At 39.2% G+C, this 21,503-nt stretch carries 14 protein-coding genes; 5 read left to right on the top strand and 9 right to left on the bottom strand.

Annotated features, from left to right (window positions below; all coding sequences use genetic code 11):
* Positions 1-36: 36 nt before the first annotated feature.
* The gene (gene acnA, locus Xvie_RS17215) at positions 37-2,769 is read right to left on the bottom strand and encodes an aconitate hydratase AcnA (RefSeq protein ID WP_086110406.1); all 2,733 of its coding nucleotides are present in this window, start codon (positions 2,767-2,769) and stop codon (positions 37-39) included.
* Between the two features lie 301 nt (positions 2,770-3,070).
* On the opposite strand from acnA, the gene Xvie_RS17210 reads away from it, so the two are divergent.
* Both Xvie_RS17210 and Xvie_RS17205 read left to right on the top strand, forming a co-directional pair.
* On the top strand, positions 3,071-3,910 hold the full coding sequence (locus tag Xvie_RS17210) for a hypothetical protein (protein ID WP_086110405.1): 840 nt from the start codon (positions 3,071-3,073) through the stop codon (positions 3,908-3,910).
* A gap of 92 nt (positions 3,911-4,002) precedes the next feature.
* Positions 4,003-4,239 carry an FMN-binding negative transcriptional regulator gene (locus Xvie_RS17205; RefSeq protein WP_208612610.1) on the top strand — a complete coding sequence of 79 codons (237 nt, stop codon included), beginning with the start codon at positions 4,003-4,005 and terminating at the stop codon, positions 4,237-4,239.
* An 80-nt stretch (positions 4,240-4,319) separates the two neighbouring features.
* Here Xvie_RS17205 and cysB read toward each other — a convergent pair whose 3' ends face one another.
* A complete protein-coding gene (cysB, locus tag Xvie_RS17200; RefSeq protein ID WP_086110403.1) occupies positions 4,320-5,294 on the bottom strand; it encodes an HTH-type transcriptional regulator CysB in 975 nt (324 codons plus the stop codon).
* A 360-nt stretch (positions 5,295-5,654) separates the two neighbouring features.
* Positions 5,655-8,252, bottom strand: coding sequence for a type I DNA topoisomerase (gene topA / locus Xvie_RS17195; protein WP_086110402.1), 2,598 nt, complete (start codon positions 8,250-8,252; stop codon positions 5,655-5,657).
* A 307-nt stretch (positions 8,253-8,559) separates the two neighbouring features.
* Here topA and Xvie_RS25895 point away from each other — a divergent pair, with 307 nt between their 5' ends.
* Positions 8,560-8,688 carry a DUF2498 family protein gene (locus Xvie_RS25895; RefSeq protein ID WP_086110401.1) on the top strand — a complete coding sequence of 43 codons (129 nt, stop codon included), beginning with the start codon at positions 8,560-8,562 and terminating at the stop codon, positions 8,686-8,688.
* Between the two features lie 177 nt (positions 8,689-8,865).
* Here Xvie_RS25895 and sohB read toward each other — a convergent pair whose 3' ends face one another.
* Entirely contained in the window at positions 8,866-9,912 is a 1,047-nt protein-coding gene (gene sohB, locus Xvie_RS17185; protein ID WP_086110400.1) for a protease SohB, read from the bottom strand.
* A 206-nt stretch (positions 9,913-10,118) separates the two neighbouring features.
* Between sohB and Xvie_RS17180 the strand changes: the two genes are divergently transcribed.
* Positions 10,119-10,883: a YciK family oxidoreductase gene (locus tag Xvie_RS17180; RefSeq protein WP_086110399.1), complete on the top strand. Its 765-nt coding sequence runs from the start codon at positions 10,119-10,121 to the stop codon at positions 10,881-10,883.
* Complete coding sequence (cobO, locus tag Xvie_RS17175) at positions 10,883-11,479, top strand: cob(I)yrinic acid a,c-diamide adenosyltransferase (RefSeq protein ID WP_086110398.1); 597 nt, start codon at positions 10,883-10,885, stop codon at positions 11,477-11,479. The genes Xvie_RS17180 and cobO overlap by 1 nt, the downstream gene beginning before the upstream one ends.
* 115 nt (positions 11,480-11,594) lie before the next feature.
* Here cobO and rluB read toward each other — a convergent pair whose 3' ends face one another.
* From rluB to Xvie_RS17150, 5 genes are all read right to left on the bottom strand, one after another.
* The gene (rluB, locus tag Xvie_RS17170) at positions 11,595-12,518 is read right to left on the bottom strand and encodes a 23S rRNA pseudouridine(2605) synthase RluB (protein ID WP_086110397.1); all 924 of its coding nucleotides are present in this window, start codon (positions 12,516-12,518) and stop codon (positions 11,595-11,597) included.
* A gap of 68 nt (positions 12,519-12,586) precedes the next feature.
* Entirely contained in the window at positions 12,587-13,207 is a 621-nt protein-coding gene (locus Xvie_RS17165; RefSeq protein WP_086110396.1) for an L-threonylcarbamoyladenylate synthase, read from the bottom strand.
* Between the two features lie 31 nt (positions 13,208-13,238).
* Positions 13,239-14,099 carry an RNase RNM gene (gene rnm / locus Xvie_RS17160; protein ID WP_086110395.1) on the bottom strand — a complete coding sequence of 287 codons (861 nt, stop codon included), beginning with the start codon at positions 14,097-14,099 and terminating at the stop codon, positions 13,239-13,241.
* A 234-nt stretch (positions 14,100-14,333) separates the two neighbouring features.
* Entirely contained in the window at positions 14,334-19,406 is a 5,073-nt protein-coding gene (locus tag Xvie_RS17155) for a trypsin-like serine protease (protein ID WP_086110394.1), read from the bottom strand.
* A gap of 30 nt (positions 19,407-19,436) precedes the next feature.
* Positions 19,437-21,236, bottom strand: a complete 1,800-nt coding sequence (locus tag Xvie_RS17150) for a hypothetical protein (protein WP_244175703.1) — start codon at positions 21,234-21,236, stop codon at positions 19,437-19,439.
* Between the last annotated feature and the right edge of the window lie 267 nt (positions 21,237-21,503).

Raw genomic sequence — 21,503 nt, 5'->3', positions numbered from 1 at the left:
ACAATTTTTCTAAGTACGATTTTTTCTGATTGATACTTATTTAAATTTTTGGCATTTCAACATGTTACGAATAACATAATGCAAAATACCATCATTATAGAAATAAGCCAATTCTGTTGCCGTATCAATGCGGCAATGAGCATCAATTATAACCTCCTGTCCATTGGCATAGATAATTTTCACCGTAATTGTTTGTCCAGGCTGAATATTAGCTAATCCAGTAATATCGATTTTCTCTTTTCCCGTCAGATTTAATGTCTTACGGTTAATGCCTTGAGGAAATTCCAATGGCAAGACCCCCATGCCAATCAAGTTAGAACGATGAATGCGCTCAAAAGATTCCGCAATCACAACCCTAACCCCCAGCAATCTTGTTCCTTTCGCCGCCCAATCGCGGCTTGATCCTGAACCATATTCTTTACCCGCAATAACGGCTAATGGTATTTTTTCCTCTTGATAACGCATGGCGGCATCATAAATAGCAAGTTGGGATTGTGAAGGAATATGGCAGGTATATCCTCCTTCAATTCCTGATACCATTTCATTGCGAATACGAATATTGGCAAATGTTCCTCGCATCATAACTTCATGGTTGCCACGCCTTGAACCATAAGAGTTAAAATCTTTTGGTTCAACACCATGCTCTTGCAAATAACGTCCGGCGGGACTGTCAGTCTTGATATTTCCCGCAGGGGAAATGTGATCCGTCGTGACTGAATCCCCCAAGATCGCCAAAATGTGGGCCTGATGAATATCTGTAACCGGTTTAGGTTCAGCCGTCATATCACTGAAGAAAGGTGGATGCCGTATATAAGTGGAATCCTGCTGCCAAGAATAAGTTGCCGAACTTTCTACGCTTAAAGATTGCCAACTTTCGTCACCATCAAATACGGCATTGTATTCTTTATGGAACATTTCAGTTCTGACTTTTCCAACTGCTTCTGCAACTTCTGCACTATTAGGCCAAATATCTTTCAAGTACACATCATTGCCGTGCTGATCTTTCCCGATAGGCTCTCTCGTTAAATCCTTTCTCATACTGCCAGAAAGAGCATAAGCCACTACCAATGGTGGTGATGCCAACCAGTTTGTTTTCACCAATGGATGAATGCGCCCTTCAAAATTACGGTTACCAGAAAGCACAGCTCCAACAGTCAGATCAGATTGCTTAATTGCTGCTTCAATAAGATCAGGCAATGGCCCAGAGTTCCCAATACAGGTAGTACAACCATATCCCACTAAATTAAAACCTAGTTTTTCCAGATATGGCATTAAACCTGCCAGTTCCAGATAATCTGTCACTACTTTCGAGCCTGGAGCCAATGAAGTTTTAACCCATGCTTTACGTTGCAAACCTTTCTCAACTGCTTTTTTGGCAAGTAAACCTGCCGTCATCAATACACTGGGGTTAGAAGTGTTTGTACAAGAGGTAATAGCAGCAATAACCACGGCACCATCTTGCAATGAAAAAGTTTGGTTATTTAAAGTAATTGCTGCTGTAGTTGGTGCTGCTGATGAATTATCTTGGATTTTATGGATATCCAATTCCATAGCAGATTGAAAAGCCTGCGGTACATTTTCCAGTGAAATTCTGTCTTGAGGACGTTTCGGCCCAGCCAAGCTTGCCTCAACCGTCGACATATCCAATTCAAGAGTGTCAGTAAATATAGGAGTATCACCCTCGTTACGCCATAACCCCTGAGTTTTGCAATAAGCTTCAACCAAGGCAATTTCTTCCTCATGGCGCCCAGTTAATCGCATATAGCCTAATGTGATGTCATCAATAGGGAAGAAACCGCAAGTTGCACCATATTCAGGGGACATATTGGCAATAGTTGCTCTATCTGCCAACGGCAGAGCAGATAACCCGTCACCGTAAAATTCAACAAATTTACCCACAACACCGTGCTTGCGCAGCATCTGTGTCACAGTCAGTACAAGGTCAGTTGCCGTAATCCCTTCCCGCAATTTTCCAGTCAGTTTAAAACCAATAACATCAGGGATTAGCATGGAAACAGGTTGCCCCAGCATGGCTGCCTCGGCCTCAATACCTCCTACTCCCCAACCCAGAACTCCCAATCCATTAATCATAGTTGTGTGGGAATCCGTTCCGACCAGCGTATCAGGATAAGCAAAATCCTTACCATCCTGATTTTCATACCAAACAGCTTTCCCCAGATACTCAAGATTAACCTGATGACAGATTCCTGTCCCGGGGGGAACAACGCGGAAACGATTAAAAGCCTTCTGGCCCCAGCGTAAGAACAGATAACGTTCATAGTTGCGGGCCATCTCTATCTGAACATTTTCTGAAAATGCTTGTTCAGTACCGAATTTATCAACCATCACCGAGTGATCAATAACCAAATCAACAGGTGATAGCGGATTAACTTGTTCTACATTTCCACCGAGTCTCAACACGGCTTCCCGCATCGCAGCAAGATCCACTACAGCTGGTACCCCTGTAAAATCCTGCATAAGCACACGAGCAGGACGATAAGCAATTTCTCGATCTGCATGACCGTTTTTTTGCCATTCCACCAGCGCTTTCAAATCGTCTTCCACAACGGACTCACCATCAATATTGCGCAGGAGATTTTCAAGCAAAACTTTCAGGGACTTTGGTAGGCGGGATATATCGCCCAATTGTTCAGATAACAGAGGTAAGCTGTAATAGTGATAGGTTGTACTGCCAACAGATTTATTGCCTCTCAATTTACTACCAATCGAGAGTGTTGAAGCACAGTCCGTTTTCAATTTAAACGACATAACTCCTCCTTTCTTATTATTTATGGTCAGCTACACCATTAAACATAACATATAAGTAAATATTTGTTATTCTGTAATCACACATTTTGCTAACTAGCTGTAAACCCTCATTAATTGATAAATTTTAATGATGACATACCCAAAGCAGTTGTGTTTTATTCACATAATAATAACTTGACTGAATTGGCTCTAAAACTTCTACACATTTCTGGCGAACAGATTTTAGATTTCAAATTACAACTTGAAAAATGAAAGTATATTCAGCATGTTCAATGCGTTTATTCGAGATCGGAGACAAATTATGAATACAAAGAAAAATACAGAATACCAACATTATTTAAATCATATACAACAAGCAGATCAATTCTTTTCCGTTAGTATTAAAGATAAGTTTTCTTTGTCAGATTATCAGATGAGCGACACAGATGGCCTTATTCAATTTATTATTACGTCAAACATTGCTGACAAAGGCAGTGTCATACAAAAGGTGAATGAAATCAAAAAAATACAGATCGCCCTTTCTTCAATAGCCACTGACTACATCACTAAATATACCAATATTCATGGCAAAGAGTATAAGACTGACATTCAATTCTGGGGCGATATCATGGCAAAATTACCATTAATGAGTGTCATGAATATCGAAAATCAAACTTATCAACATGAAATGAAAGGAATTTCGATTGCAACAAATTTACTCCAACTTATCATGGATATCATTTTGAATGCAGGCTCGCCCAGCCTTAAAAGTTTTTCCACTTTCCTGCAAAAACAAGGTGATGCCATCCGACTTGGTTTAAAACGCAATGGGGATCATTATTCCACCCTCACATTAGCCAGTGTTATTGAGGCTATTGGAGTTGAGGATCGAGTCATGTATGTCCCTAAAATGAAACTGTATAAAATAGATTTTAACAGAACCAATTCAGAAATAACGTCGAGCTGCGCTTCTAGTGAAAATATTAATGTTGAATTTACTTACTCCTCTTGTATTTCATTATTTAATTATCAAGCGTTAGAAGATCATGATATCAAAACAGCCTTCGATAATTTCATTCTTAAAAACCAAAAATCTTCTATTGAAGATTCTGATAGTTTTTTCAGTGGTGATTTTAAGACTGTGATCCCAAAAGAATCATAAAACAATTGTGGTATCAGAAAGTTGAAGATATTTTCATTAAATCAAAATCAGCAATCCTCACTTAAATTCAATTTATATGGAGCTACAGGCCTGTGTACATACCGCATAAAATGAAAATGACGGAAAAAAACAATATCACTGAATGTATTTCTATTTATAGCTTTGGATTGCTGGTTTCGGTTTCCTCTTCTTTTTCTTTGACTGGTACACACACTCCGTTTGTACTCAATCCTAATGAGGGGGAACACGGAGTTTTATATGATCATGCTGCCAAAACCAATCCACATTGGAAAGAACTGACGATCAAAACGGCGTTTTCATTGCACTGAAAGGAAGTAAAAGAGTTAACGATAAAGATCGACCACTTCCTGGGATATAAGGAAGCGGTTAATCTTCTTTAATCTATTATTTATACTATAGGTAATTCAATATCCCTGAACATTTCTTCAATTTCTTCATTGGAACGCAATGCAATGGCTTTATCTACAACATCACGCGTCAAATGAGGTGCAAACCGCCAAATAAAATCATACATATAACTACGTAGAAAACTGCTGCGTCGAAAGCCGATTTTAGTCGTGCTGTAACTGAATTTATCACGCATATCAATCCGTACTAGATCACTGTCCTGAGTTGGTTCTACGGCCATACTGGCAATCACACCAATTCCTAACCCTAACCGTACATAGGTCTTAATCACATCAGCATCTGTTGCTGTGAATACAATTTTGGGTTTAAAACCTGCCCGATCAAAAGCAACATCCAATTCAGAGCGCCCAGTAAAACCAAATGTGTAGGTTACTATCGGATAATCTTTCAATTCTTCAATCGTTACATTCTGTCTATTGGCAAGAGGGTGATCTTTCGTTACCACTATAGAGCGGTTCCAATGATAACAAGGCAACATAATCAAGTCGCTATAAAGGTGAAGAGCTTCTGTTGCTATCGCAAAATCACTGTTTCCTTTGCATACCTCTTCCGCAATCTGAGTTGGAGAGCCTTGATGCATATGCAGCGATACCTTAGGATAACGCTCAATAAAACCCTTAATAACAGGAGGCAAAGCATATCTTGCCTGTGTATGGGTGGTCGCGATACGTAATGCACCACGATCGGGATAGGTGTGTTCATTGGCAACAGAACGAATTGAGTCAATTTTTGACAGAACCTCACGTGAAATACGGACAATTTCTTCGCCAGCCGGCGTCACATGAGTCAAATGTTTACCACTGCGGGCAAATATCTGAATCCCCAACTCATCTTCGAGCATTCTGACTTGTTTGCTGATCCCTGGTTGAGAGGTATACAACCCTTCTGCCGTAGAAGATACATTCAGATTGTGATTAACCACCTCTACAATATAACGCAATTGCTGTAGTTTCATATCAGCACTGTCCCTAATAATGAAATGTATGAATGTTTTGTAGTTTAATCAATGTCTATATTGCTAATGGTTATTCATTTATAACTATATAGAATATATATTTGTCAATATATAACCACTATAACAGCTACTGTATATTTATATAACAAATAATTAGATTGAGTAACTATTATCAAACGTTTGTTGCAGATATATTGTGTTTTAATTTTGCTGAAATACAAAAAAAGCCAGCCCATTGGACTGGCTTTTTAGAAAGAAAAGTTACATTTCTCTCAAAAAAAGAAATATCTCTCTAAATATATATCTATGAAATATACTCAATAAATAAGGGTATAATACATAAACTAATCATCAGATCGATTATTTCTCTTTCACAACCCAAGCCCCTTCAACAAAAAATGCTGTCCATCCGGTAGCTTTGCTATTTTTCTCAGAAGAAACGTACTGCTGCTTAGTTTTACGGCTAAAACGAACAATTGTTTTATTCCCCTCTGGATCAGCAACAGGTGCTTCAGCCAAATAACGCAATTTCTCCGGCAAGCGATCTTTGAATTGAACTAACTCCTCAACCAATGGTGCTCGCGTTTCACGAGATTTAGGGAAAGTGTTAGCCGCTAAAAATACTCCGGCTGCACCATCACGCAGAACAAAGTAAGCATCTGATTTTTCACATGCCAGTTCAGGTAAAGGAACAGGATCCTCTTTAGGTGGCGCAACTTCCCCATTACGCAAAATCTTACGGGTATTTTTACATTCTTCGTTTGTACAGCCCATATATTTACCAAAACGCCCCATTTTCAGGTGCATTTCTGAACCGCACTTATCACACTCGACTATTGGGCCGTCATAGCCCTTGATGCGAAATTCACCTTCTTCAACTTTATAGCCATCACATGCAGGATTGTTACCACATACATGCAATTTCCGCTGGTTATCAATTAAATAACTATCCATCGCTGTACCACATTTTTTACAGCGATGACGAGCACGCAGTGCATTAGTTTCAGCATCATCCCCCTCCAGAATATTTAAAATTTCATTTTCCGGAATAAGGTTAATAGTCTGCTTGCATCTCTCTTTAGGTGATAGGGCATAACCAGAGCAGCCAAGAAATACGCCTGTTGTCGCAGTACGTATTCCCATCGGACGGCTACAGGTAGGACACTCAATTGATGTAATCACCATCGGATTCGGGCGCATTCCACCTTCATCAGGATCTTTATTGGCTACATCAAGCTGTTCACTGAAATTGGAGAAAAATTCGTCCAGAATGCCTTTCCAATCCGCCTCATTATTGGCTACATGATCGAGCTGGTCTTCCATTCTTGCCGTAAAATCATAACTCATCAATTCGTTGAAATTTTCTTCCAAACGATCATTGACGATTTCACCCATTTTCTCCGCATAGAATCGGCGGTTTTCTACTCGAACATAACCACGATCCTGAATCGTTGAGATAATTGATGCATAAGTTGATGGGCGGCCAATCCCACGTTTTTCCAACTCCCTGACCAAGGACGCTTCACTAAAACGCGCTGGTGGTTTTGTAAAGTGCTGACTTGGCAGCAATTCTTGCAAATCAAGTTCTGTTCCCATTTCAATTACTGGCAAAGTATTATCTTCGTCCCCTTTACGCAAAATCGGCATTACTTTTGTCCAGCCATCAAAACGCAGAGTACGGCCTTTCGCGCGCAACTCAAAATCGCCAGCGTGAACGGTCAGTGTTGTGGAATCATATTTTGCAGGCATCATTTGACAAGCGATAAACTGACGCCAGATAAGCTGATACAATTTTTGCGCATCAGCTTCCATATCTTTCAGTGCTTCTGCCATGATATCAACATTTGAAGGGCGAATCGCCTCATGGGCTTCTTGGGAATTTTCCTTACTGCTGTAAATATTGGCACTTTTCGGTAAATATTTGTCACCAAAATGGTTACTGACATAACCACGAACCATTTCCAAAGCATCTTGACTCAAATTAGTCGAATCGGTACGCATATAAGTGATATGCCCAGCTTCATATAAACGTTGTGCCATCATCATGGTTTTCTTGACCCCAAACCCAAGCCGTGTACTTGCGGCCTGTTGCAATGTTGAGGTGATGAACGGTGCACTCGGCTTACTGGATGTCGGGCGATCTTCACGATCAATCACTTTATATTTCGCTTTCTCAAGCAAAGATACTGCTGATTGCGTTTGTTGAGCATTTACGGGTTTAAACGGCTTTCCCTTCTCATGGGTGACTTCCATATGGAGAGCGGTATCTCCCTTTGCCATTAAATCCGCGTGCAGTTGCCAGTATTCTTCCGGCACAAATGCCTTGATTTCACGTTCCCGCTCAACAACAAGGCGAACTGCGACAGATTGAACCCGCCCTGCGGACAACCCTCTGGCAACTTTTTTCCACAATAACGGGGAAACCATATAGCCCACAACACGATCCATAAAACGACGCGCTTGCTGAGCATTAACACGGTCAATATTCAATTCACCGGGTTTATCAAAAGCCTGTGTGATTGCATTTTTAGTAATTTCATTAAATACTACCCTACTGAAACGGGAATCATCTCCACCAATCACTTCCCGCAGATGCCATGCAATAGCTTCTCCCTCACGGTCAAGATCCGTTGCGAGATAGACATGCTTAGCTTTTTCAGCCAATGTTTGCAGCTCTGAAACGACTTTTTCTTTGCCTGGCAAAATTTGATAGTTCGCTTCCCAACCATGATAGGGATCAACGCCCATACGATTTATCAGCGCCGTTTTCTCATCTTTTTTTACTTTCTTTTTATTCTTATCAGTAGATGAGCTTGAACTCTTTTGACTCACTGTTCCACTCGTCGGCAAATCACGGATATGACCTACACTGGATTTCACAACGTAGTCATTCCCCAGATATTTATTGATTGTTTTGGCTTTTGCCGGGGACTCCACTATAACAAGAGCTTTAGCCATAGTTACCTTTACCTAATTATCTTCTTTTCAGATGGCGAAAATCACGGCGTTATGTTGCGATATATAAAATAAAACCTCTTTTTATATTGCGGTAGATTTGCAATATATCAACTAATTTTTATCTTGTACTTTTGTTTAAGCGCAAAACTCTTTGAAATATTTAGAGTATTTTATATACCAACACAGGCCATGCAATTGTATGATTTAACAGTTGTAAACAAAATATTCCATCTGCATGACGAAAAGCCCACACTCTACCTGATAAAAAACGATGCGCAACAACTTATTTCTTGAATGAGCACAATAAATGCAAACTGAAATCATTCCAATTAAGCGAAAACAGTTACTAAAAAAAGCAGATGAAATCATTAAGAAACACAACGATTTTATACAGGGAATGTGCGCAGATAATGTGGACCAAAAAGGTGTAGCTTAAAAAATTAACAATACCATTTCTGCCGGATTGATAAGCTCTCAATAAATATGCGGGTAATAAGGATATAGCAAGATTTCCTTTATTGACCCGCATTTTATTTATGATAATTTCAATAGCTGATTTCAGAAATTTTTTTGAATCGGTTTAGCACATGGTACTTGTTTATAGCCACTTTTTTTATAATAAAGGCTTTTCTCCCCTTTGCCACCAGCGCATAAACAATTTATCAACATTTTCCATCGCACTACCCATAAAACATTCTATAACACGTTTACGGCGAGAATAGTTGACGCCAATAACTTCATAGTGTTTGATTTTTTCAATCAGGAAATCATCGCTAACACCCATCTCATCAATCAGTCCATTCTCTTTTGCCTGTGTACCATACCAATACTCACCCGTCGCTACTTTTTCCACATCCAAAGATGGGCGGTGTTGATGAATAAATGATTTGAATAACTGATGTGTTTCATTCAGATCTTCCTGAAATTTCTTGCGACCCTGTTCAGTATTTTCGCCCAGAACAGTCAAAGTACGTTTGTACTCGCCAGCAGTATGCAATTCCACATCAATATCATTTTTCTTCAATAATCTATGAATATTTGGCAATTGCGCCACAACGCCAATAGAGCCAATAATCGCAAACGGTGCAGCAATAATGCGATCAGCCACACAAGCCATCATATAACCACCACTTGCAGCTACTTTATCCACGGCAACCGTCAGACGTACTCCTTTCTGTCGCAGACGAGCCAGTTGAGATGCTGCCAGCCCATATCCATGAACCACACCGCCAGGGCTTTCCAGACGCAGTAACACTTCATCATTTTTGTCTGCTACTGCCAATATTGCACTAATCTCTTCGCGGAGGGAGTCCACCTCATGAGCGTCCATACTGCCCTTAAAATCCAGAACATAAAGATTCGGCTTCTGTAAGCCTTTCTGGCCAGTTTTGGCTTCCGCTCTTTTCTGTTTGTCATCACTCTTTTGCTGCTTTTTGAATGCTTTTTGCCAGATTTTCTGTTCTACCTCGCTCATTCGGGCCTGCTGCATTTGACGCTGCTTTTCCTTGTATGACTCACCAAGATTAATCAGTTTTAATTCCCCTTTGTGCATTGTTTTACGCACACCTAAACCAATACAAACTACTACCAGAACGACGACTGCTAAGACCACCGTGAGCACTTTAGCTAAAAACAATCCGTATAGAGACAAATATTCCACAGATCCACCTTTCATTAATTTATGATGAACAATATGCTTCATTCTAACTAAAAATCGAAAGTCTTACTCTAACAGTTTGTTTAACACCGCTATAGCCATAAGCACAAATTTGACGGAAACTTTAAGTTTTGTTCTGATAAGAACCTGCATATGCCATCCTGAAATGGCAAGTCATAGATTCACAAGCAATACAGGAAGATTGTCTGATGTTTCATTACCAACCCAATAGTGATCTACTGCAACAAAAAATTATTTTAGTAACCGGTGCTGGCGATGGCATTGGACGTGAGGCCGCACTGACTTATGCTCGTCACGGTGCCCAAGTTATTTTGCTGGGACGTACAACCACGAAACTGCAAGCAGTCAAACAACAAGTTGAAAACGATGGCGGTTTACCTGCTGATATTTATACGATGGATTTGCTGACTGTGACCGCAGAAGAGTGTCAAATTTTCGCCAAAAATCTGGCACAGCGTTATTCGCATTTGGATGGTGTTTTGCATAACGCAGGGTTTCTTGGTGTCGTTGCTCCTATCGTAGAACAACCTGCCAAACTTTGGCATGAAGTGATGCAAGTGAATGTCAACGCTACTTTTATGCTGACTCAGGCGCTAATTCCTCTTTTATTGAAATCCACCAGCGGCTCTTTAGTGTTTACCAGCTCCAGTGTTGGCCGAGAAGGCAGAAGTGGCTGGGGAGCCTATGCGGTATCCAAGTTTGCTACCGAAGGCTTAATGCAAATTTTGGCGCAAGAATATCAAAACACATCTCTACGCATTAACTGTATCAACCCCGGCGGAACACGCACCAGTATGCGGGCGAATGCCTTTCCTGATGAAAACTCTGCCAAGTTAAAAACACCAGCGGATATTATGCCTGTCTATCTTTATGTAATGGGAGATGACAGCCGAAATGATTCCGGTATCAGTTTTGATGCCCAACCCGGTCGCAAAGCGGGGCCTGCCGAATAATGACCAGAGATAACAGTCAGTATCAAAAAAGACAACAACGCCTGAAAGAAAAAGTCGATGCCCGCATTGAAGCCGCACAGCAAGAACGGGGAATCGTCATTGTATTCACCGGAAATGGTAAAGGAAAAACCACTGCTGCATTTGGCACAGTCGTTCGTGCAATCGGTCACGGGCAGCGTGCTGGCGTTATCCAATTCATCAAAGGAACTTGGGAAAGCGGTGAAAGAAACTTGCTGGCGCAACAAGGTGTTGAATTTCATGTGATGGCTACTGGTTTCACATGGGAGACACAAAATCGTGAAACAGATACCGCTGCCTGCCAAGCCGCATGGAAACATGCTGTGAGAATGTTATCCGATCCTTCATTGCATCTTGTGATGCTGGATGAATTGACTTACATGATCAGTTGCGGTTATTTAGCGCTTGCCGATGTCCTGACTGCCCTCAAGCAGCGCCCTTCACATCAAAGTGTAATTATCACAGGCAGAGGATGCCATCGAGAATTACTGGAATATGCCGATACAATTACGGAAATGCGCCCGGTAAAACATGCTTTTAATGCCGGAATCAAAGCACAGAAAGGCGTTGATTGGTAGTTAATTAATGTAGTTGATAAGTGTAATTGATTGATAAATGAATCCGCTGTTTCAATATTGATTAGCATAAATTTAGTATAAATGCTGATCTAAGCTGAAACAGCGGCTTGGCGTATTAACGACCTTTAGATGTCGTCTTCCTGCCAGCATTCTGGCGAGAACTGCTTGCAGGACGCTTCCCAGCTGGGCGGGATGCAACCTGTGCATGTCTTCTTACTGCACGGCGGATTTGGTTAGCTTTGATGCGACGCTGATCACGTTCAACTGCAACCTTTGTTACAACTTCTGCATCCAAACCAACCAACTGACGTAAATAGTTAGTCTGTTCCAGTCCCAACTCAGTCCATCCAGCACGCGGCAAGCCTTTCGGCAGATCAATATCACCATAACGCACACGGATCAAGCGGCTGACCTGAACACCAACAGCTTCCCACAAACGTCTGACTTCACGGTTACGACCTTCTGTCAAAGTGACGTTGTACCATTGGTTGATCCCTTCACCACCTTTAAAAGCGATGGTTTTGAATGAAGCGGGGCCATCTTCTAATTGCACACCTTGCGTCAGTTGACGCAGTTTTGCATTATCCACTTCACCAAAAACGCGAACCGCATACTCACGTTCAACTTCGCAGCTTGGGTGCATCAAACGGTTAGCTAACTCCCCATCGGTAGTAAACAGCAACAATCCACAAGTATTGATATCCAGACGCCCTACCGCAATCCAGCGCGCGCCCTGCATTTTTGGCAGACGATCAAATACAGTCGGACGGCCTTCAGGATCATGGCGGGTACACAATTCGCCTTCCGGCTTGTAATAAGCCAAAACACGACAAACTGATTTCTGTGGTTCTTTGATATTCAAGATCCGTCCATCCAGACGAATTTTTACTGAGAGTTTAACCTCAATTCGATCACCCAACTTTGCGGTCTTGCCATCAATGCTGATGCGCCCTTGTTGGATATATCCCTCGATTTCGCGACGAGAGCCATGGCCAGAACGCGCGAGAACTTTTTGTAACTTTTCTGTTTTATCGCTCATTGAGCAACCTCTATTGTCGCCTTCACAGGCGTCGTATGTATTAATAAATAAAAATTAAATCGTGTACTTTATAAAAAAGGCGTGACATCACCTTCACCTTCACGAAGAATTACTGGTGAATCCCCAGTTAAATCTACTACTGTTGTCGGTTGCTGCCCAAGATAACCACCGTGAATAATTAAATCAACTTGTTTACCTAATGTATCCTTTATCTCTTCAGGATCAGATTCGGCAAAATCATTACCGGGTAAAATCAGGCTGCAAGACATCAATGGTTCACGCATCTCTTCCAACAGTGCCAAAGCGATAGAGTTAGAAGGAACACGCAGACCAATAGTTTTACGTTTTTCGTTCATTAAGCGGCGAGGCACTTCTTTTGTCGCCTGTAAAATAAAAGTGTAATTGCCCGGCGTGTTATTTTTGATCAACCTGAATGCCTGATTATCCACATGGGCATAAGTTGCAATTTCAGACAGATCACGACACATCAGAGTAAAGTTGTGATTTCCTTCCACTTGACGAATACGACATATATGGGTCATCGCATCCTTATTTTCAAGACAGCAACCAATGGCATAACCTGAATCAGTAGGATAAATGACAACTCCGCCCTTTTTCAGTACTTCCACACTTTGGTCAATAAGACGTTTCTGTGGATTATCAGGGTGGACATAAAAAAACTGGCTCATAACAATAACCTCTATACTTCATACGCAGTCCCTAACGTGACCAGTCGTGCCATATCGGTACAACATCACCGGGTAACCACAAATTGCGCCCAAGTTCTATCCATGAACAAGGTTGGTGAAAATCCGATCCTAATGATACTTTCAAGCCATATTCTCTTGCCAGTTGACCAAGTTGTTGCCTTTCATTAGGTGCTTGCTGGCACTGTGCAACTTCCATTGCATCACCACCATGTTGTTTGAACCAGGCTATTAACCGTTTCAGCCACTTCATCGACAAATCATACCTGCCGGGATGAGCAATCACAGCTTGTCCTCCTGCCTGATGAATGGTTTCAATAGCCTGCTCAATTGTACACCATTGCGGCGGGACATAACCGATTTTTCCCTTTGCCAGATATTTTTTAAAAACTTTCGGGATTGTGGGCTCAATGCCTGCTTCTATCAGATAACGGGCAAAATGGCCGCGCGTGATCTGACCACCATTTGCCAATCGAGATGCACCTTCCCAAGCATCGGGAATACCCGATTTGGCTAATCGCCGTCCGATTTCGATACCGCGCTGTTTTCTTAAATCAACCTGATTAGTCAAGAGTTTTCTTAAGGAAACAGAGTTGATATCAATATTTAAGCCAACAATATGGATTTCAAAATTTTCCCATAATGTCGAAATTTCAACGCCGGATACCAAGGTTAATGGCAGATTATTTTGCTGGATATGGTTCAAGGCTGACGGAATACCTGCCGTCGTATCATGATCGGTGATTGCCAGTACATCAATGCCCATAAAAATGGCTCTGTCCACAAGCTGTTCTGGTGATAATACACCATCTGAAGCAGTCGTATGGCTATGCAGATCGTAGCGTCTTGTCATTTCACTGACGGCTTCAGTCATTGTCCTGTACCTGTTTGTCGGGTGGGAAACTGGAGATACTCTCTATCAAGCTATCAACTGATATTAAGTACAAAGCGCAAATGATAACACAGGGGATGGAATTAAAGAGGGAATTTACTTGTTAGAGATTTAATTTCTATATGATTGTTGTGGTTTTAAGTTGGGAACAAAAAGCTGCACATCACCTGATGTACAGCTTTCTCAAAAAATAGAACGGCTATTGATAACATTTGATCAACACGGAGGTGGATGGAAGCCAATTGTCAGATCTCCCGCGACCTGAAATTGAACACTGTCCGATGGTTCTAAACCACATCTTTTCCCTTCATAAGAAGCTTTAATCGTGCTGTATCCAACTGGTGGAATTACTGAAATTACTGACCAATTTCCCTGTTGATCAACTTTGGTTTTTTGTGAGAAACCTTGCTTCGGCCACTCTACTAAAACTTCGGCTCCCGGATCTCCCACACCTGTGATATTCCACTTAGAATGATCATATTTATAATGATAACAATAAGCTTTATTATCCTGAGGGAAAGTAATTTTCAGGTCATTATGAGTAACATAAATATCTTGATTAGCGGCAGAACCTACAGGGTTACTATTTGATGTAATCGCCTGTGTTGCCGTCAAATGATATAACCCTAATTCGATATCATCTATGCGACAACTCCACTTACCATCTGCCTCCGATGCCTGTACGGGTCCACAAGATCTAATATTTTGATTGCCACGTTTCACTTTCAGAGAAACATACATACCTTTTGTTGCAGTCCCTGTAATTAACGCAGAAAAAGCTTCATTATTCTCCATAATGGGAGCATATATTACTGGTTTTTTTGTTTCTTCATTTAAACTTGATACTGAACAAGTTGCCTCAGCTGTACCATCAATAGTAATATCCGACATCCCATATATTACTTCATAATTACGTGTTACTGGTTTGCCCGATGGTACATCATCCACCCATTGCTGCCCTAAAAGCTTATGTGATCCGGGAATGGATTTATAATCATACGGACAAACCCAATCTTGATTCTCATTCACCAAAACATCACATGTTACTGCACCATTAACGGTTACACGTGCCCCAGCCTGCCCTTTGCCGCTGATCCAGTAGGAATATTTGTCAATTTGCTCCCCTTCTGTTGGGTTTAATATACGCATTTGCAAATTATCCCCATAACGCACTTTAAAGCTTCTGTTAATTTGGGAATCGGAATCGGCATCATCCACTACCGCCACATCATAATCTCCCGGTACAGAACTGTAAGGCCCGCATGACCAAGTGTAATCTTCCGCATTGAGCTTAGCGATACAATCACCATGACCACCAAATCCCTGCACTGTCACTGTCTTGGCATTACTCGGCATCGTACCGCTGAACATATAAGAAGGTGTTTTTATCACCTCATCTTCCTTGGGTGTTTCCACGGTCAACGTAGTTTCACCGGGAGCGGGTTCTATCTTAAATGTGACTTTCGCTGTGGATTGACGCACCTTACCCAAAAAAGCCGTCGCTACCAGTTTTTGCTCCCCTTTGACTGAAGTATCCAAACCATAGACCCACTCCCAATGACCTTGTTCATTGATGGTGACCCCATCCTGACAAATCTGTGACAAGGATTTTTGAGCCAGACAAACCGTTGTACCCGGCTCACCCGTTCCTTTCGGCAAGATATTTTCAAGATACTGGAATATCCCGCCATTATGCGGTTGTGTGATGGTGACTGGCTTGACCGTTTTTGTCTGGATCTCAAAAGAAATAACGGCTTTTGAATCTAATGCATTATCAATAAACTGATCGGCTGAAACGCTATATTTCCCCTCTTCAGGTTGATAAGACCCACAAGACCATTTACCCGATGAATCAACGGTAGTATTACAATCTTTAGCGCCACCAAAGCCTTCAACATAGACCTGAGCACCTTGTTCTCCAGTCCCTGAAATCGTAAAAGGCAATGTTGTTATTTTCGCGCCAGGCACAGGGATTATGATTTGTATTTTTGTTTTGGTCACTTCGTATTTACGCGTAACTTGTGAGGTTTTTTCATAAGTATCGCCTAATTGCCCTAATTGGGTTGAATCTGTTTTTTTATACTGGGCCGCATAAAGAAAGAATTTCCCTTCGTTGGTCGCTTTCATGACAGGGTTATTAGGACATAACCATTTTCCTCCTTTATCCACAGTTGCCGTGCAAATGATCCCCTCACTTGAAATCGGTAAGGTCATTTTTTCTGGCGGTAAGAGATATTCAGAACCTGTAACAAAAACAAGTTGGTTGGGGCTTCCCTGACCTTTAATAGAAATTTCATCATGTAATCTATATTGTGCATCCGGTTTAGGCTCAGTAATACGCATCGGAACAGTAAACGTCCATTTAATAGGGTCACCTACGTTCACTCCATTTTGAGTTTCCTGTAACTCCATTGTATAGGTATCACCCCCTAAAATATCTCCAGGATGAATCATAAATTCCCAAAAGAAACCAAAAGCCCCGCTGAATAAGGAGGCAATTCCCTCGAACGCACCAAAAATTGCCCCAAATATACTACTTAGAAAACCACCAAATCCACCGCCTCCGCCGCCTCCGCCTCCAGAACCACTAAATGTGCCAGAAAAAGTGATGGGGTTATCCGGATCAACAATTGAATTATTCTTGGGATTCTTTACTTCGAATTTTTTCTTTTCTGGCTCATCATCATTTTCATCTTTAATAGTAATATGTGTAACGTCTGTAGCGACTATTTTTCCTTCTTTTATTAACTCTGCAGTTAATTCATAAGTACCTGCTGGAAAAATTATTGGTTTGCCACATTGCCAGTTACCACTGTCACTAACCACAGCTCCTGTGCAAATAAACATTTCCTTAGCAAGATCTTGATTGTTTTCTTTCAACTCTGATGAAAGGTCGATCTTACGTCTCTTAATCGCGACCTCATCTCCCGGCTCATTAGCACTTCCTGACAAAAAACTTGGGATACCTACAGTATCTGTTTCTCCTACAGAAGGGGTTGTAATCTTAACTTCAGGGGTTTTTATTTGAAAGTAACTCCTATTTGAAATTGAATTCCAAGTCTTTTTGATATTAGTTAACCCTAATGGATGATACTTATCTGTTACCTCAATATAATAAAATCCATCTTTTAATGTGGAAAGAAGAGGAATATCCCAAATTGGGAAGTCATTCATTTTTAATCCATTCACCATTGAATAATTTCCATATCTTATAGGAATTTCCTCAAAATCTTTTCCGTCTTTCAATGGAACTTTTAAATAAACATCTTCATTCTCTTGTCTGGAGCATATAGAAGCCTCAAGAGATAAAAGTGAATTTTCATTTTTCTTCATGCAAATAGAGTATTCTGATGGTAAAATCATATCACCATTCATCTCAATATAACTCTTGCTATCACCACCAACACCAGATATTTTTTTATTTTTAAGCTCTACAGAAGAAATTTTATTTGGATTTCCAATTTTATTTTCATTAAGGAAATCAGCTTCAAAATATCCCCCTTCAACACGTAAGTATTTATTATACCACAATTTTTTATCAAAAAAATCAGTATCCTTAATCTTTTGTATTGCACCTGTATAAACCATTATTGGCTCAGGATTATTATAATCTCCTGATACATTATCCAAATAAAATCTATATTTATCATCCTTATTATTTCTACAATCGAATGATTTATTATTGAAAATACAAACAGCACTTGCCTCATTAGCATAACTTACATCATATTCTACTTTTTTTCTATATACATTGCTTTTATCTTTATTATATTGATCTAATTTTAACTCAGTGTATTCCTGTGGTTTTAAAAGTATATTAACCTGATCATGTAAATTTACATTACCTGTATTTTGGCTTGCTATTATTTTATAATTATTACTTTCAATTTCATATATAAATTCAGATTTTACAGTGCATGACCAAAGCCCATACTTTTCTGTTTTTATTAATTCTTCATCTTCAAGCCCTTCGCATAATTTATCTTGAGTATAAATTTCTTCATTATCTAAATTAGATTGAATTATCAGTTTAACGTCCGAACCAGGATCAGCATACCCACGTACTATAAAATTCTTAGTGATTATAGTTGATTCGTCAGCTGGATACACAATACCAAACTCTTCTGAAATAGAAGATATTTTTGCTTGTACAGTATCTTCTTCCCATGATTCACTTACCTTATTTACCTCTCTGGCTGTAATAATTACCTTATATTCTTCTATGTCATTAATATCTTCAACAAAAAAATTATCATGCGGGATATAGCATTTCCATTTTCCCCTTGAATCAGCTTTCCCACATGCATATACGTTTTCTTTACCATTTTTAATAGAGTAAGCAACCTCTATTTCACTACCTTTCCTTCCCCAACCTTCAACAAAAACATACTTCCCTCTCTTACTTAAATGGGTATTCCAATCTGGATTATTGATCCAAACTTGTTTCATTATTGTAGAAAACCAATTGCCAAGATCATGTTTTTTACTTGAACCAGCATCAAAATATTTCCCAGTAACATCTGAAAAGAAAAAAAAAGGATAGTCATTTTTATCTTTTATTTTTAATGCATCATATCCCCAAGAAGAAACACCAATAATTGTATCGTTCCAAATAATCGGCCCACCAGAGTCCCCCATTTGTATAACTCCTGGGCTTAATGCTTTATTTTTACTTGCCTCTACCATCAATCCTTCTTTACCTTTAGCATCGATAGCTGTAGTGAAAATCTTCACATCAGCTCGACGCTGAGTTCCATCATTTTTTATTTGTTCCCCAGTATTTTTATCAACTCCAAGTAAACCATAGCCATAAACGGAAGATTGATAATAATCTTTATTTAATTTTTCGTAGACTTCGTCATAATTAAAGAAACGACGAATACGCCCACGACCATAATCATCTGACACTTTTTCTTTTAATTTAATAAGTGCAAAATCATTACCCAAGTAACTTGATTTAAATTCTTCAGGTTGTGCAGTACCGATAATGTTTTTTTTATAATCTTTTATAAGATATTCTTTAGCATTTTTAATTTTGCAATGTGCAGCAGTCAAAACATAGTTTGATGCAATTAACGAACCACTGCAGAGAAATCTATTTTGATTATTTTCATCTTTATAATGAATACTAACAACCCAGTACTTACATTTATCACTTTCAATATTAACACAACTATCTTCACCTCCAGAAATAGTCTCTAAAGGTGGATTTTCTAATGAAAAACCAGAAAATGATTGACTGAAATAAAATAAAAAAAACAATGTAAAAAAAGTTCTAAAATAAATCATAACAATCTCCTTTAATATGGATGATAGTTACTATTGATTAATGCAACTCATTCCGGAATCACCACCTGTGCATTTTATTTTCTTTTCACCTCTTGCTGTATAATTTCCGCTATCATCGTATTCTTCAAAAGAAAATAAATATACTCCTCTCTTAGCATAATGTTTGTCTTTTGCTTTCCAGTCACCTTTCTCATCTGTGATGTTCCTCTCAAAAAAAACAAGCTCATCAGATGATATTTTGACTTCAGGACTAAAATCTTCATCCTCAACATATGGCATTGATGTTCCATAAAATTCAGTAAACACATTATCTTTTTTAGCTTCTACAGAAAAAATTTTAGAACTCAATATCGTCACTTTATCACTATTAGTTTCAATAGGAACTTCTTCTGTTCCATAATTAGTAACTGTAATTTTCATAAAGCCTATGGGTACATCTTGTATCTCTGTACTCCACTTATTGTTATTAATAACAGAAATAGCAAAACTATTTGAATAATCTTGATAATTCAAAGAATTAACACTTCCATCAATACGGGTTCCATCAGTGGCCTTACCTTCAATTAAAATATTTTGCACATCATTGATTGTCGAAGAAACCACTTCATGGTTTTCCGGTTTAGTTATCTCAATTGGACAGTTCGCGGTATGATAGGAAATATTTGATCCTATTAAATTGGGTAAAGTTGGATAATTATCAGAAGGCGTTGAAAATGCATTAATAGACACAGATACGTTATAGTTAATGCCACAAACAGCTTCTAACCCCCCCAGTTCCCATTTTCCCGTCCCAGTATCAACATTTGGAGTATAGCTCGTTGTCGGTACATAAATAGTTCCATCCATTTGATAACCCGTAATTTGTACCTGCATATGTTTGGCATTATCAGCAGTATCACTATTCATTCGGCCTGATAAGCTATATTTTCCTGTAGGAATAGTTTGTCCATCTTGGATTGAGGTAATTGTTGCTCCACATGGTGGGCCATTTAAGGTGACATCAGAGTTTTTTATTCCCTTAATACTAATTGTGCCGGTGATGCCACAGCTTATCCAAAGATGGCTTATCCAATTTTTATCGTCTCCTGTAAATTGTGCTGCATAATTATACGGATTAAAATCCGTTATAATTAAAGGTAAGGAACCATCTTTCATAACACCTGTTCCTAAAATTGTAATATAGTTATTTTCAACTGTTGAATCCGGTTGAGGTGAAGTAATTGTTGGAGGTGCCAAAATGTTATCATCTTTGATAGTAATAACAATATCACTTGGTGGATTACTAACGCCATATTTTATATTTAAACAATCTACACTATCGCAGGTAGCAGTGACTTTAAGTTTGCAACTACTAGTATCAACTCGAGTATACCATTCACTCATATTTCCAGTAACTATTGTAAAAGGAATAAAATTAACATAAAACTGTATATCACATGATTGATATTTTTCGCCATCCTTATACGTTTCAGCCGTCCAACTGATATACTTATCCAGTTCAAAGCAAAATGGTACACCAAAAGTATTTTTATCTTCAATTTCTTGGTTTATTCTTTCACCAACCATTAGATTAATATTACTACTCCCTGTTTTATACATACACTTCTCATCAATACGCTTAATATTCAGAATGTCATACTTACTATTATTGATAAAAGTTAAATTATAATTCCTAGATAAATTATTCTTATTGTTATTTAGTTCTTTTTTATTGACTATATTATTTGATACTATTTCGCCTTTAACCATCTCTATTGCATTAGCATGATGATAAAAAATTAATACCATAAAAAATAACATAGCATGTAAGTTTTTTTTGCTTATTTTCACAGTACCACCTCCTTACTTAAAAGGAAATATTATTATACGATACAATCGAGTTTCTTAATTACATTAACACTATGAAATTAAATTTCTAATTAGATTATTCTTATAAATGCAAACAATATTAATTATATTTCATGAAAAAATATAGGAAATAATAAAAGTACACGCTAGTACTACAGCCGTAATCCCTATTGTGCCATGATGGGGCTCTTCTTCCTTAAATAAAAGGCGGTGTCACATGCCATCCCCTGCCAAAATCTGGGAACAAGA

Source organism: Xenorhabdus vietnamensis (genome assembly GCF_002127535.1).
In the GTDB taxonomy this organism is placed as follows: Bacteria; Pseudomonadota; Gammaproteobacteria; order Enterobacterales; family Enterobacteriaceae; genus Xenorhabdus; species Xenorhabdus vietnamensis.
This window is presented reverse-complemented; position numbering and strand designations above follow the sequence as displayed.